This is a genomic window from Streptomyces sp. NPDC042100, assembly GCF_055582325.1.
In genome coordinates, this window is record NZ_JBVJDK010000012.1 from 287,854 (window position 1) to 301,700 (window position 13,847).

The 13,847-nt window shown below is 74.3% G+C and carries 10 protein-coding genes and 1 pseudogene; 8 read left to right on the top strand and 3 right to left on the bottom strand.

The features are described 5' to 3' along the window. Nucleotides 1–21: 21 nt before the first annotated feature. The gene (gene dnaN / locus ACZ6J5_RS26880; RefSeq protein ID WP_469395686.1) at nucleotides 22–1,125 is read right to left on the bottom strand and encodes a DNA polymerase III subunit beta; all 1,104 of its coding nucleotides are present in this window, start codon (nucleotides 1,123–1,125) and stop codon (nucleotides 22–24) included. Between the two features lie 117 nt (nucleotides 1,126–1,242). Between dnaN and ACZ6J5_RS26885 the strand changes: the two genes are divergently transcribed. From ACZ6J5_RS26885 to ACZ6J5_RS26895, 3 genes are all read left to right on the top strand, one after another. Next, a complete protein-coding gene (locus ACZ6J5_RS26885) occupies nucleotides 1,243–2,400 on the top strand; it encodes a serine hydrolase domain-containing protein (RefSeq protein ID WP_469395688.1) in 1,158 nt (385 codons plus the stop codon). 141 nt (nucleotides 2,401–2,541) lie between these two features. Beyond that, a complete protein-coding gene (locus ACZ6J5_RS26890; protein ID WP_469395690.1) occupies nucleotides 2,542–2,715 on the top strand; it encodes a CsbD family protein in 174 nt (57 codons plus the stop codon). A gap of 118 nt (nucleotides 2,716–2,833) precedes the next feature. After that, nucleotides 2,834–3,643 (top strand): restriction endonuclease, encoded by an 810-nt coding sequence (locus tag ACZ6J5_RS26895; protein ID WP_469395692.1) that lies wholly within the window; start codon nucleotides 2,834–2,836, stop codon nucleotides 3,641–3,643. A gap of 132 nt (nucleotides 3,644–3,775) precedes the next feature. Here ACZ6J5_RS26895 and ACZ6J5_RS26900 read toward each other — a convergent pair whose 3' ends face one another. After that, on the bottom strand, nucleotides 3,776–4,393 hold the full coding sequence (locus ACZ6J5_RS26900; protein WP_469395694.1) for a YceI family protein: 618 nt from the start codon (nucleotides 4,391–4,393) through the stop codon (nucleotides 3,776–3,778). 262 nt (nucleotides 4,394–4,655) lie between these two features. Between ACZ6J5_RS26900 and ACZ6J5_RS26905 the strand changes: the two genes are divergently transcribed. The 5 genes from ACZ6J5_RS26905 to ACZ6J5_RS26925 all read left to right on the top strand — a co-directional run bounded on the left by ACZ6J5_RS26905 (nucleotide 4,656) and on the right by ACZ6J5_RS26925 (nucleotide 13,669). Further along, nucleotides 4,656–5,180 carry a hypothetical protein gene (locus ACZ6J5_RS26905; protein ID WP_469395695.1) on the top strand — a complete coding sequence of 175 codons (525 nt, stop codon included), beginning with the start codon at nucleotides 4,656–4,658 and terminating at the stop codon, nucleotides 5,178–5,180. A gap of 174 nt (nucleotides 5,181–5,354) precedes the next feature. Further along, the gene (locus ACZ6J5_RS26910) at nucleotides 5,355–9,215 is read left to right on the top strand and encodes an endo-alpha-N-acetylgalactosaminidase family protein (protein ID WP_469395697.1); all 3,861 of its coding nucleotides are present in this window, start codon (nucleotides 5,355–5,357) and stop codon (nucleotides 9,213–9,215) included. Between the two features lie 111 nt (nucleotides 9,216–9,326). Beyond that, nucleotides 9,327–11,723: a polysaccharide lyase 8 family protein gene (locus ACZ6J5_RS26915; protein WP_469395699.1), complete on the top strand. Its 2,397-nt coding sequence runs from the start codon at nucleotides 9,327–9,329 to the stop codon at nucleotides 11,721–11,723. Between the two features lie 143 nt (nucleotides 11,724–11,866). Beyond that, nucleotides 11,867–13,450, top strand: a complete 1,584-nt coding sequence (locus ACZ6J5_RS26920) for an acyl-CoA carboxylase subunit beta (RefSeq protein ID WP_469395701.1) — start codon at nucleotides 11,867–11,869, stop codon at nucleotides 13,448–13,450. Nucleotides 13,451–13,465: 15 nt separating this feature from the next. Beyond that, a complete protein-coding gene (locus tag ACZ6J5_RS26925) occupies nucleotides 13,466–13,669 on the top strand; it encodes an acyl-CoA carboxylase subunit epsilon (protein WP_469395703.1) in 204 nt (67 codons plus the stop codon). A 73-nt stretch (nucleotides 13,670–13,742) separates the two neighbouring features. On the opposite strand, the pseudogene ACZ6J5_RS26930 reads toward ACZ6J5_RS26925, so the two are convergent. Further along, a pseudogene (locus tag ACZ6J5_RS26930) lies at nucleotides 13,743–13,847 on the bottom strand (ATP-binding protein); the annotation flags it as partial.

Sequence of the window (13,847 nt, forward strand, 5' to 3'; positions counted from 1 at the left end):
GGCCGGGCCCCGGCCGGCCGGTCAGACCAGGGGCTTCACCGACATCAGCAGATGCCGGTGGGTCCCGGCCTCGCCGTCCGTGATCAGGGCCCGCTGCCCGGGGCCGAGCAGCAGGAGGTGCAGCTCCGGCGCGTCGAAGGAGCCCAGGGCGTCCAGCAGATAGCCGGGGTTGAACGCGACCGTCAGCGACTCGGCGCCGGTGAGCGAGGCGGGCAGCCGCTGGGAGGCGACATCGTCCTCGTACCCCGCCTGGAGGTGCACGCCGGCCCGGTCGAAGGTCAGCTGCACCGGGCTGTCGCCCTCGGCCACCACCGCGACCCGCTTCGCGGCCTCGACCAGCGCGGCCCGCCCGGTGACGGCCACCGCGTGCTCGCCGAGCGTGAACAGCTTGTCGTGCCGGGGCAGGCGCCCGTCCAGGAGGCGGGTGGTGGTCCGCATCCCGCCGCTCTCGAAGCCGATGGACCCCTGGTCGAGGGCGAGCCGGAGCGGGCCCGACCCGGCCAGCGAGCGGGCGATCTCGGTGAGCCGCCGGGCCGGGACCACCACGTCGGCGGCCTCGGCCCCGGGGGCCTCCTCGGGCTTCCACTCCAGCGTGCGCACCGCGTACCGGTAGCGGTCGGTCGCGGCCAGGGTCATCGTCGTGCCGTCCAGGCCGAGCCGCACCCCCGTGAGGACCGGCAGCGCGTCGTCCCGGCCGGCCGCCACCGCCACGTGTCCCACGGCCGAGGCGAAGGCGTCCGCGTCCACCGTCCCGCGCAGGGCGGGCAGCGCGGGCGGGGCCGGGTGGTCGTCCAGGGGCAGCAGCGAGAGCCCGAAGCGGGCGTCACCGCCGGTCACCGAGAGCCGGGCGCCCTCGACCGCGCAGTGCGCGATCCCGGACGGCAGCACCTTGCAGATGTCGAGCAGCCGCCGCCCGAGCACCAGGGCCCGCCCGTCCCGCAGGGTGTCCGCGTCCACCTCGATGCGGGCGGAGGCCTCGTAGTCCAGACCGGAGACGCGCAGCCGCCCGTCGGCGGCCTCCAGCAGCAGCCCGCCGAGCACGGGCATGGGGGAGCGGGTGGGCAGCACGCGGGCCGCCCAGGCCACGGCCTCGGTCAGCAGGCCGCTTTCGATACGGAATTCCATGCCGCCGACGCTAGCGGCCCGCACTGACAACGCCGGGAATCCCGCCGCCGCCCTGACCGTTCGGCCGGTGGGAAGACCCGGCGCGGACCACCGCGCCTCGACGAGGGGGAGTGCGCGATGAGCGAGGTCCACGGCACCGTGGCGGCCGGATTCGAGTCGGTGCGGGAGGAGTTCGCCGGCGTCCTCGCCGACGAGGCGCGCGACGGCGGCGCCCAGCTCGCCGTCTACCACCGGGGCCGCCGGGTGGTGGACCTGTGGGGCGGCGACGGTGTCGACGGCGACGCGCTGCTCGCCCTGTACTCCTGCAGCAAGGGAGCCGTCGCGCTCGTCACCGCCCTCCTGGTGCAGGACGGGGCGCTGGAGCTCGACCGCGAGGTGGCCTCCTGGTGGCCGGAGTTCGCGGCGGAGGGCAAGGGGGCGCTGACCCTGCGGGAGCTGCTGGCGCACCGCGCGGGCGCGATCGGCGTCGACGGCGGCTTCACGCTCGACGAGCTCGCCGACGACCGGGGGGTCGCCGCCCGGCTCGCCGCCCACCGCCCGTACTGGGAGCCCGGCACCGGGCACGGCTACCACGGCCACACCTTCGGCGCGCTGGTCGGCGAGGTGGTGCTGCGGGCCACCGGGCGCACGGTCCGGGAGCACTACGAGGAGCGGATCCGCGTCCCGTACGGGGTGGACTACCACCTCGGCCTGCCCGAGGAGCTGGAGCCGCGCTTCCGGACCGTCCTGCCGATGCTGCCCACACCGGAGGAGCAGGCCCTCCTCGACGCGCACCCGGCCGCTCCCGGCAGCCTCCTGAGCGTCGCCTTCGGCCTGCACACCGACCCGCCGCTCGACATGGTCGGCTACGGGAACTCCCGGGCCCTGCGGGCCGGGGCGCCGCTCTCCGCCGGCGGGGTCGGCAGCGCGCGCGGTCTCGCCCGGATGTACGCGGCGATGGCCGGCGAGCTCGACGGGCGGGCGCCGCTGCTGAAGCCGGAGACCCTGGCGGAGTTCTCGCGGGTGCACTCCGAGGGGACGGACCTGGTCACCGGGAACCCCAACACCTTCGCGCTGGGCTTCATCCCGCTCGCCCCGCGCCACCCGGAGCTCGGCGCCGGCGCCGTCGGGCACAACGGCGCCCCCGGCTCGCAGGCCTTCGCGGAACCGGCCCGGGGCCTCGCGTACGGCTACGCCCGCCGCCGCTTCGCGGTCTTCGGCGGTCCGGGCGCCCCGGAGAACACACGGCTGATCGCGGCGGTGGCCGCGGCGGCGGACGGGGCGGACACCCCCTAGGCCGGCGGCCCGAAGCCCGAAGCCCGAAGCCCGAAGCCCGAAGCCCGAAGACGACGCGGGCGCGACCGGGACGTTTGAGAGGGGAATCGCCGAGCAGAAGCGGGTCAAGACCAATCCGGTTGCTGCTACGAGGAGGTCCCCGTGTCGGGTACGGAGAAGAGCAAGGCCCACGCCGAGCAGGCCAAGGGCAAGATCAAGGAGACCGTCGGCCGCGCGGTCGGCAATGAGCGGATGACGGCCGAGGGCCGCGCGGACCAGGCCAAGAGCAAGGCCCGGCACGCCAAGGAAGACGTCAAGGACGCCTTCCGGAGCTGAACCCCCGCCCCGCCGCGAGGCCCCGACCGCTCCCCCCGGTCGGGGCCTCGCGGCGTGGCGCCCCGGGCTTCGGGGGATGCGAGGGAATCGTCACACCGGCAGGGGAAGGGGACCGCACATGGCGGTGAACGGTGGCAGGGAGAGGGGCGCGGCCGAGGAGGGGCGGACGGCCGTCGGCGTGGGGCGGGACGTGCTGCTCGCCGTGGGGCTCGCGGGAACGGTCGCCGGCGGGGCGGCGCTGCTCCTGCGGACGGCGTACGCCGAGGGCGCGCGCCCGCCCGTGGTCCTGATCGGGCTCCTCGTGGTGACCGGTGTCGGGGTGGCGGTGGCGCGATGGAGCCTGGCACCCGCGCGGGGCGGGAGGCGGCGGCCGGGCCCCGGGGTCCGGAGGCGAGGCCGCGCGGCGGCCGCGGCGGTCCGCGGCGGCGGGATACCGGAGCGGCCCGCGGCGCCCGTCGTGGACGGGGACGCGCTGGACCACGCCGCCGCGGATCCGTACGAGTTCGAGCACACCGTGGCGGCGCTCTGCGCCCGCGACGGCTGCGGGTCCGTCCAGGTGGTCGGAGGCGCCGGGGATCTGGGCGCGGACGTGCTGGCGACGACCGCCGACGGGCGGCGGGTCGTGCTCCAGTGCAAGCGGTACGCGCCGGACCACCGCGTCGGCTCCCCGGACCTCCAGCGCTTCGGCGGCACCTGCTGGACCGTGCACGAGGCCGATGTCGCGGTCCTGGTGACCACCAGTACGTTCACCGAACCCGCCCTCGACTACGCGGCCACGAGCGGAATCCGCTGCGTGGACGGAGCCGCTCTCGACGCGTGGACCGCGTCGGAGGCGCCGGCCCCCTGGGACGCCCTCGCCCCGGACGCCGAAGGCCGGGCCGCTCCGGAGCCGGAGCGGGTGTGGGAGGCGCCGAGCCCGGCGCCGTAGCGGCCGGTGACGGCCCCGACCCGCCCGGCCGCCGGGCCCGGAACGCCGAGCGCCCGCCTTCCGCGGGGGCGGAGAGGCGGGCGCGCTCGTGTGTCTCGGCCGGGTGGCGCCGCCGGGGCGGGGCCCCGGGGGTCAGGCGGCGTTCTTGATGGCGGAGATGTCGAAGTTCAGCTTGACCTTGTCGCTGACCATGACGCCGCCGGTCTCCAGGGCCGCGTTCCAGGTCAGGCCCCACTGGGAGCGCAGGATCTCGGCGCTGCCCTCGAAGCCGACCCGCTCGTTGCCGTAGACGTCGGTCGCGGTGCCGTTGAACTCCAGGTCGATGGCGAGCGGCTTGGTGACGTCCTTGATGGTCAGGTCGCCGGTGATCCGGTACTTGTCGCCGCCGAGCTGCTCGGCCCGCGTGGAGCGGAAGGTCATCGAGGGGAACTGCTCGGCGTCGAAGAAGTCGCCGCTGCGCAGGTGCCCGTCGCGGTCGGCGATGCCGGTGTCGATGGAGGCGATCTTGACGTCGATCACGGCGGTGGAGGCGGCCGGGTCCGAGCCGTTCAGCTTCAGCGCGCCCTCGTGCTCCGCGAAGGTGCCCCGGACGTTGGTGACCATCGCGTGCCGGACGGTGAAGCCGATGCTGCTGTGCGCGGGGTCGATCGTGTAGTCGCCGGTCAGGGCGGCGAGCGCCGGGTCCACCGGGAGGGTCGCGACGGCGGTGGTGGTGGCGGTGCCGGTGTTCTTGCGGCCGAAGATGCCCATGACGTGCTCCTTGATCAGATGTCCGGCCGGGGAGGCTGCCGGTGCCCGTGTTGTTGAACCTTCAACGAGAATGACTGTAGCGGTATTCCGTTCAACTTTCAACATCTCCGGAAGATGTTCACCCGGACTGCCCCCACGCCCCCTTTCGGACGCGCGTAGAACTGCGGCACCATCTCCCTGCGCGCTGCCGCTCGGCCCGCGCCACCGCACCACCTGCACCGCCGTCCCCAACCGTCACGGTCATCCGCAGGAGGCATCCGCAATGAAGCACCGGTACCGCTCCGTACTCGCCGCTCTCGCCCTGGTCCTCGGGGCCCTCTTCGCCCCCGGCGTCGGCGCCCTGTCCACCGCGACCGAGGCCCACGCCGCGGTCACGGTCACCAAGATCAGCCACGCCACCGCGACCTCGATGTTCCGCTCCTCCGGGATCACCTGGTCCTCGTCCGGCGGCTGCTCGGACCGCAACAACGCCACGTGCACGTCCTTCGAGCAGCTCAACCAGGCCACCGCCCAGGGCGCCCAGACCCTCAAGAGCGCCAGCGGCTGCGCCCTCAACATCACCGGCGGCACCGAGACCGGCCACGCCGGCGGCACCTACTCGCACTGGAACGGCTACAAGCTGGACTTCGGCAAGGCCACCTGCGTCACCAACTACGTGAAGAACACGTTCACGTACATCGGCGTGCGCGGCGACGGCGCCCCGCAGTGGCAGTCCGGCGCCGGCAACGTCTACGCCGACGAGGGCAACCACTGGGACGTCACCTTCTACAACTGCGGCGGCTGCTGAACCGGACCCCGTGAAGGACCATCGGCCGGACCGCCGGCCGGACCGCCGTTCGGACCCCCACCAGCCGAACGGCCGGCTCCACTTGGACTAACCGGAAGGGGTTGTTGGACTGGCGGGCCCGTCGGCGGACGATCTCGTTGACGGTGCTCCGCCGCCCCGGGCCAACTGGTGCGCATGTCGCACCCACACCCTCCCTCCGCCTCGGCGCGGCGGCTGCGCACCGCCTGTGCGCTGGCCGCCGCCGCCTCCGCCGTCCTCGCCCTGGCCGGTCCCGCCCGGGCCGGCGCCCCGGACCGCGCGACGAGCGCCGCCACCGCCACCGGCTCCGCCGTGATCGGCTCCGGCCGGCTCTCCGTCGCCGTCGCCGACGACTTCCCCCGCGTCCTCTCGTACACCGACCGCGCCACCGGCGCCCGGCTGCTCGGCAGCACCGCGCCCGTCACCCGGATCGTCCTCAACGGCACCGCCCGCACCGTGCGGGCCACCGGCGCCCCCGTCCTGACCCGCGACTCCGCCGCCTACACCCTCGCCTTCCCCGAGCTCCCCGGGGTCGAGATCGACGCCCGCCTCGACGTCAGCGGCCGGACCACCACCTTCCGGATCACCGCCGTCCGGGACACCGAGGCCTTCCGGGTCGGCACCCTCGACATCCCCGGCCACGACCTGGTCTCCGTCGGCTCCGCCGAGCCCGGCGCCGCGACCGCCTTCACCCGGCTCGACCCCGACTCCACCCGCACCGCCGACGTCTTCGCGCAGGTCACCGACGCCACCCCGGCCGACCCGGGCGCCCTCGGCGCGAGCTACGCCATCGTCAGCACCGCCCGGCTCGCCGCCGCCGTCGAGTCCAACTCCTCGTACGACAAGCCCGCCGGCCCCTCCGCCCGCGACGGCGCCCGCTTCTGGCACCAGGCCCGGAAGGACGGCACCGAGACCCGCGTCGGCGTCTGGTCCGGCCAGTGGACCTACCGGGGCGAGGGCGCCCCCGCGCCCGAGAGCGGCGACGCGCTGCCCTGGGCGAAGGTCGTCGTCACCCCCGACGCGAACGGCGACGGACGCACCGACTGGCAGGACGGCGCCGTCGCCTTCCGCGCCATCGGCGTCAAGGCGAAGGGCAGCGAGGGGACCCCCGACCGGGTCGTCGCCCACATCCCGTTCAACTTCGCCTCCCAGGCCACCCACCCCTTCCTGCGCACCCTCGACGACGTCAAGCGGATCTCGCTCTCCACCGACGGACTCGGCCAGTTCGCCCTGCTCAAGGGCTACGGCTCCGAGGGTCACGACTCCGCCCACCCCGACTACGGCGGCAACTACAACAAGCGCGCGGGCGGACTCGCGGACCTCAACACGCTGCTGCGCGAGGGCCGCGCGTGGGGCGCGGGCTTCGGCGTCCACATCAACGCCACCGAGGCGTACCCCGAGGCGAGGAACTTCAGCGAGACCCTCGTCGACAAGACGAAGCCCGGCTGGAACTGGCTCAACCAGAGCTACTACATCGACCAGCGCCGCGACGTGAACAGCGGCGACCTGGCCCGCCGCCTCCAGCGGCTGCGGGACGAGACCGACCCCAACCTCTCCGCCCTGTACATCGACGTCTACTACACGCACGGCTGGATCGCCGACAAGACCATGCGGGCCACCCGGGCGCAGGGCTGGAACGTCGCCACCGAGTGGTCCGAGAAGTTCGAGCGGGACTCCCTCTGGTCCCACTGGGCCAACGACCTCGACTACGGCGGCGCCACCAACAAGGGCCTCAACTCGCAGATCGTCCGCTTCATCCGCAACGGCGAGAAGGACGTCTGGAACGACCACCCGGTCCTCGGCCAGACCGCCCTCGTCGACTTCGAGGGCTGGACCGGCGAGACCGACTACACCGCCTTCACCGCCAACATCTGGCAGCGCAACCTGCCCGCCAAGTACCTCCAGCACCAGCGGATCACCCGCTGGGACGGCGACGACATCACCTTCACCGGCGGCGTCCGAGGCACCGTCGAGGACGGCCGCCGCGCCTTCTACGAGCACGGCCGCAAGGTCCTCGACGGCGACGCCTACCTGCTGCCCTGGGACGGCGGTGCCAAGCTCTACCACTACAACAAGACCGGCGGGAAGACGAGTTGGGCCGTCCCCGGCACCGGCTCGTACACCGTCTACAAGCTCACCGACAACGGGCGCGTGAAGACCGGCACCGTCCGGCCCGTCGACGGGCGGATCACCCTCGACGCCGCCGCCGGACAGCCCTACGTCCTCTACCCGCACCGCGCCCCCGCGCAGCGCGACCCCCGCTGGGGCCAGGGCACCCCCGTCGCGGACCCCGGCTTCAACGACGCCGGACTGCGCGCCTGGCGGAAGACCGGCACCGTCACCCGGGAGACCGACGCCCAGGGCCGCACCGGCGCGAAGCTCGCCGGCTCCGCCCCCGCCGCCCTGCGCCAGCGGATCACCGGCCTCACCCCCGGCGCCCGCTACACCGCCTCCGCCCTGATCGAGGTCGAGGCCGGAAAGACCCGCCCGGCCACCCTCTCCATCGGCGGCCGGTCCGTCACCGTCGAGCGCTCGGGCCTGGAGGACCGGGTCGCCGCCTCCGACCGGAACGGCACCCGCTTCCAGCGCGCCAAGGTCACCTTCACCGCACGCGGGAGCACCGAGCTCAGCATCGAGGCGGCGCCCGGCAGCGCGGCCACCGTCCGGATCGACGACGTCCGGATCGTCGCCGACGCCCCCGCCACCCGCCCCGGCACCCTCGTGTACGAGGACTTCGAGGCCGTCGACCAGGGCTGGGGACCCTTCCTCAAGGGCGACGCGGGCGGCACCACCGACCCCCGCACCCATATCGCCCAGCTGCACGCCCCGTACACCCAGGCGGGCTGGAACGGGAAGCTCGTCGACGACGTGCTCGACGGCGCCGAGTCCCTCAAGTCCCACGACGAGAACGGCGGCCTGGTCTACCGCACCGCCCCCTGGACCGTCCCGATGAAGGACGGGCGGGCCTACCGCGTCGAGTTCGACTACCAGTCCAGCCACGCCGGCGCCTACGAGTGGATCACCGGCTACGACCGCACGGCCGGGCCCGGCGCCCCCGTGGAGACCCGCCGCACCCCGATCGGGCAGCGCCGGACGACCGGGCACTTCGCCGAGACCGTCACCGCGGGCTGCGGCGACACCTGGACCGGGCTGCGCAAGCGGGCCGACGCCCCCGACGGCGCCGACTTCACGCTCGACCGCTTCACCGTCACCGACCTCGGCCCGGCCGCCGAGCGCCCCGCCTGCGGCACCCTCGGCGTCACCGCGCCCGAGACCCTGGAGCCCGGCCGCCCGAACACCGTCACCGCCGTCTTCGGCAACGACGAGACCGCCGAGGTCACCGGCGCCCGCGCCGTCCTCGCCCTCCCCGAGGGCTGGACCGCCGAGCCCGCCGGGCCGGTCGCCCTCGCCCCGGTCGCCCCGGGCGGCAAGGCGACCGCCACCTGGCGGGTCACCCCGCCGGTGGACGCCGCCTACCGGCCGTACGAGCTGGGCGCCACCGTCACGTACGCCGTCGGCGACGGGCCCCGCCGGCTCACCGCCGCCACCACCGTCCGCACCCTGCCCCCGCCGCCCACCTCCGACAGCTGGGCCAGCGACCTCGACTGGACCGCCAGCACCAACGGCTGGGGCCCGGTGGAGAAGGACCTCTCCAACGGTGAGACCGGCACCGGGGACGGCGGGCCGCTGCGGATCGGGGGAGTGACCTACGCCAAGGGGCTCGGCAGCCACGCCCCGGCCACCGTCCGCTACTACCTCGGCGGCCGGTGCGCCTCCTTCACCGCCGAGGTCGGCGTCGACGACGTCCAGACCAGCCGAGGCTCCGTGCGGTTCACCGTGCTCGCCGACGGCGTGGAGAAGGCCGCCACCCCGGTCCTCAGGGCCGCCGACCCCGCCCGGCCGCTCACCGCCGACGTCACCGGCGCCGCGTACGTGGACCTGGTCGTCGGGGACGGGGGCGACGGCAACGGCAACGACCACGCGGACTGGGGGAACGCCCGCTTCCAATGTGGCTGAACCCTTACGGCACAAGATAGAAAGCGCTTGTCATAACGCTTGATCGGATCGGGCGGCGGGTGCTACACCAGGGGGCGACCGGTCCCCACCTCGTCCCGCCCGGGAGGCTCCGTGTCCGCCCCCTCCGCCCGCTCCGTCCCCGCCGTCCCCTCAGGCTCCGGCTCCGACTCCCGCCCCGCCCGCTGGTCCCGCCGCACCTTCCTCGGCGCCACCTCCGGCGCCGCGGCGGCCCTCGCCCTCGCGCCCCGCGCGCGGGCGGCGGGGACCGACGGCGACGGCGACACCGAGTTCGAGACCCTGCGGCTGCGCTGGCTCGACCTCCAGCTCGGCTCCGGCTACGACGCCGGGGCCGAGCCCTACGCCTCCCGGCTCGCCGAGACCGGGACCCTGGCCCGCGCCTTCCGGGCCGCCATGGTCCCCGCCGCGGGCTCGTTGTGGCCCGACGCCCCCTTCGACCCGCCGGCCGGCATCACCCAGGGCTACGGGCGGCTGTGGACGATGACCCAGGCGTACGTCCAGGAGGGCACCGGCTCCACCGGCGACCCCGCCCTCCTCGCCGACGTCCTGCGCGGCCTCGACCACCTCGCCGAGCGCGTCTACCACCCCGGAACCACCCGCTACGGCAACTGGTGGGAGTGGCAGATAGGCGCCCCGCGCCTCCTCATGGACATCGTCGCCGCCCTCCACCCGCTGCTCGGCGCCGGGCGGATCGCCGCCGCCTGCGCCGCCGTCGACCACTTCGTCCCGGACTCCGCGCTCGGGGCGTACACCGGCACCTCCACCGGCGCCAACCGCGTCGACCTGTGCCGCTCGGTCGCCCTGCGCGGGGTGCTCGGCGCCGACCCCGCCAAGCTCGCCCTCGCCCGGGACGCCCTCTCGCCCGTCTTCCCGTACGTCACCCGGGGCGACGGCCTCTACGCCGACGGCTCCTTCGTCCAGCACACCTGGGTCGCCTACTCCGGCACCTACGGCCAGGTCATGCTCGACGGACTCGGGCGCCTCTTCAGCCTCCTCGCCGGCTCCCGCTGGGAGGTCACCGACCCGAACCGGCAGATCGTCCTCGACAGCGTCGAGCACGCCTACGCGCCCCTGATCTACGACGGCCTCGCCATGGACAGCGTCAACGGGCGGGCCGTCAGCCGCGGCCTCCTGAAGGCCGACGAACGCCGGGTCATGCGCTCCGACCACTTCCACGGCCAGGGCCTGATCGCCGCCATCGCCCTGCTCGCGGGCGGCGCGAGCCCCGCCGAACGCGCCCGCTGGCACGCCCGCGTGAAGGGCTGGATCGCCCGCGACACCGTCTCCCCGGTGCTCACCGCCCGCCAGTACGGCGTCGCCGACCTCGCCCGGCTCGCCGCCATCGCCGCCGGACCCGGACCCGCCGCGCCCGAACCCACCGGGCACCGCCTGTTCGCCGCCATGGACCGGGCCGTGCACCGCCGCCCCGGCTGGGCCGCGAGCATCGCGATGGCCTCCGAGCGCATCGCCTTCTACGAGTGCGGCAACGGCGAGCACCCGCGCGGCTGGCACACCGGCGCCGGGATGCTCAGCTGGTGGGCCCCGGGCCGGGGCGACCAGTACACCGACTGGTTCTGGCCCACCGTCGACCCGTACCGGATGCCCGGCACCACGGTCTCCACCCGGCGCCTCGCCGACCGCGCGGGCGGCGAGTGGGGGGCCGCCCGCCCCGCCACGCGGTGGGTCGGCGGGGTCACCGACGGGGAGTTCGCCGCCGTCGGCCAGCACCTCAAGGGCCTCGGCTCCACCCTGGAGGCCCGCACGTCCTGGTTCTGCGCCGACGACGCCGTCGTCTGCCTCGGTGCCGGGATCACCGCCCGCGACGGCGTCCCCGTCGAGACCGTCGTCGACAACCGGCTGCTCGGCGAGGGCGGCACCGAGGCCCTCACCACCGGCCCCGGCTGGGCCCACCTCGACGGGCACGGCGGCTGGGTCCTGCCGGGCGGCACGGCGGAGCTGCGCACCCTGCGCGAGGACCGCTCCGGCGCCTGGAGCGACATCAACACCGGCGGCTCCACCGAGCGCCGCACCCGCCGCTACCAGACCCTCTGGCTCGACCACGGCACCGACCCGGCGGGAGCCTCGTACGCCTACCAGCTGATGCCCGGGGCCTCCCGGAGCGCCGTCGCCGCCCGCGCCGCCGACCCCGGGCGGCTGCGGATCCTCGCCAACGACGCCGCCCGGCAGGCGGTCTCCGTGCCGCACCTCGGGCTGACGGCCGCCAACTTCTGGCAGCCGGGTACGGTGGACGGGCTCACCGTCTCCGCCCCCGCGAGCGTCCTGCTGCGCCGGTGCCGGGGCACGGTGGCGCTGCGGGTGGCCGAGCCGGCCCGCTCGGGCGTCGCCTTCGAGCTCCGCTGGGACCGGCCGGTGCGCGCGGTGCTCGCCCGCGACCCCTCCGTCGAGGTGCTCGGCAGCGGTGCGGAGCTGCGGCTGCGGATCACCCCCGGTACCGCGGGCGCCACCCACCGTTGCGAGGTCCTTATGTAGGAACCCAACAATCACCTGGGGTGTCTGGCTGTTGACTCGGGCTGGTGGGGCACAGGTTCTGTCAAGCCCCGCCAGGAATCGACACGGGAGACTGTACGGACTCGACGGCGGGGTTTCCTTGCCGGAGTTCGTAGGGTCGGTACATGACCGTTGTGGACCAGATCCCGAGCGAGCCCGCTGACGCCCGTGGCCGTGTGGCCGAGCTGCACGAGCTGCGCGAGCAGGCTCGGCGTGGCCCGAGTGACCGAGCGACCGAGGCCCAGCACGCCAAGGGCAAGCTGACCGCTCGCGAGCGCATCGAGCTGCTGCTCGACGCCGGGTCCTTCCAGGAGGTCGAGCAGCTCCGCCGGCACCGCGCCAGCGGCTTCGGCCTGGAGGCCAAGAAGCCCTACACCGACGGTGTCGTCACCGGCTGGGGCACGGTCGACGGCCGCACGGTCTTCGTCTACGCGCACGACTTCCGGATCTTCGGCGGCGCCCTCGGCGAGGCCCACGCCACCAAGATCCACAAGATCATGGACATGGCCATCGCGGCCGGTGCCCCGCTGGTCTCGCTGAACGACGGCGCCGGCGCCCGCATCCAGGAGGGCGTCTCCGCCCTCGCCGGCTACGGCGGCATCTTCCAGCGCAACACCCGGGCCTCGGGCGTCATCCCGCAGATCTCGGTCATGCTCGGCCCGTGCGCCGGCGGCGCGGCCTACAGCCCCGCCCTCACCGACTTCGTCTTCATGGTCCGCGAGACCTCGCAGATGTTCATCACCGGCCCGGACGTCGTCAAGGCGGTCACCGGCGAGGAGATCACCCAGAACGGCCTCGGCGGCGCCGACGTGCACGCCGAGACCTCCGGCGTCGCGCACTTCGCGTACGACGACGAGGAGACCTGCATCGCCGAGGTGCGCTACCTCCTGTCGATGCTGCCGCAGAACAACCGCGAGAACCCGCCGACCGTCGACTCCGAGGACCCGGCCGACCGCCGCTCGGACGTGCTGCTCGACCTGGTGCCCGCCGACGGCAACCGCCCGTACGACATGCACAAGGTCATCGAGGAGCTCGTCGACGACGGCGACTACCTGGAGATCCACGAGCGCTGGGCCCGCAACATCATCTGCGCCCTCTCGCGGATCGACGGCCAGGTCGTCGGCATCGTCGCCAACCAGCCCCAGTCGCTGGCCGGCGTGCTCGACATCGAGGCCTCCGAGAAGGCCGCCCGCTTCGTGCAGATGTGCGACGCCTTCAACATCCCGATCATCACCCTTCTGGACGTACCCGGCTTCCTTCCGGGGGTCGACCAGGAGCACGGTGGAATCATCCGCCACGGCGCGAAGCTGCTCTACGCGTACTGCAACGCGACCGTGCCGCGGATCTCGCTGATCCTGCGCAAGGCGTACGGCGGCGCCTACATCGTCATGGACTCCCAGTCCATCGGCGCCGACCTGACGTACGCCTGGCCCACCAACGAAATCGCGGTGATGGGCGCCGAGGGCGCCGCCAACGTCATCTTCCGCAAGCAGATCGCGGAGGCCGAGGACCCCGAGGCGATGCGCGCGCGCATGGTCAAGGAGTACAAGGCCGAGCTCATGCACCCGTACTACGCCGCGGAGCGCGGTCTGGTCGACGACGTCATCGACCCGGCCGAGACCCGCGAGGTACTCGCCAAGTCCCTCGCGATGCTCCGCACCAAGCACGCCGACCTGCCGTCCCGCAAGCACGGCAACCCGCCTCAGTAAGAGGAGCCCCCCGAAGTGACCACGTCTGCCACAGCCAACCTTCTCCGCGTCGAGAAGGGCCACGCCGAGCCCGAGGAGCTGGCCGCGATCACCGCGGTCCTGCTGGCCCGCGCCGCCGCCCAGCCGACCGAGCCCGCCCACCAGCACGGCCGCTCCACCGCCGGCTGGCGCCGCCTGGAGCGCGAGAACGGCTTCCGCGCCCCGCACAGCTGGCGCTGACGCCCCCGCGTACGACGAAGGGCCCCCGGGATACCCGGGGGCCCTTCGCGTTGCTCTCGGCCCGTCGGGACGGTTACCGCAGGCGTGCCATGAGGGCGTGCTCGACCAGGGTGATGAGCGCGCTCTTGGCGTCGGCGCGGTGGCGGGCGTCGGTGGTGATGATCGGGGTGTCGGGTCC

Coding starts and splice junctions, on each gene's coding strand:
- ACZ6J5_RS26910 (WP_469395697.1), top strand. CDS start 5,355: ATGTCGCACCCACACCCTCCCTCCGCCTCGGCGCGGCGGCTGCGCACC.
- ACZ6J5_RS26905 (WP_469395695.1), top strand. CDS start 4,656: ATGAAGCACCGGTACCGCTCCGTACTCGCCGCTCTCGCCCTGGTCCTC.
- ACZ6J5_RS26900 (WP_469395694.1), bottom strand. CDS start 4,393: ATGGGCATCTTCGGCCGCAAGAACACCGGCACCGCCACCACCACCGCC.
- ACZ6J5_RS26895 (WP_469395692.1), top strand. CDS start 2,834: ATGGCGGTGAACGGTGGCAGGGAGAGGGGCGCGGCCGAGGAGGGGCGG.
- ACZ6J5_RS26920 (WP_469395701.1), top strand. CDS start 11,867: ATGACCGTTGTGGACCAGATCCCGAGCGAGCCCGCTGACGCCCGTGGC.
- ACZ6J5_RS26885 (WP_469395688.1), top strand. CDS start 1,243: ATGAGCGAGGTCCACGGCACCGTGGCGGCCGGATTCGAGTCGGTGCGG.
- dnaN (WP_469395686.1), bottom strand. CDS start 1,125: ATGGAATTCCGTATCGAAAGCGGCCTGCTGACCGAGGCCGTGGCCTGG.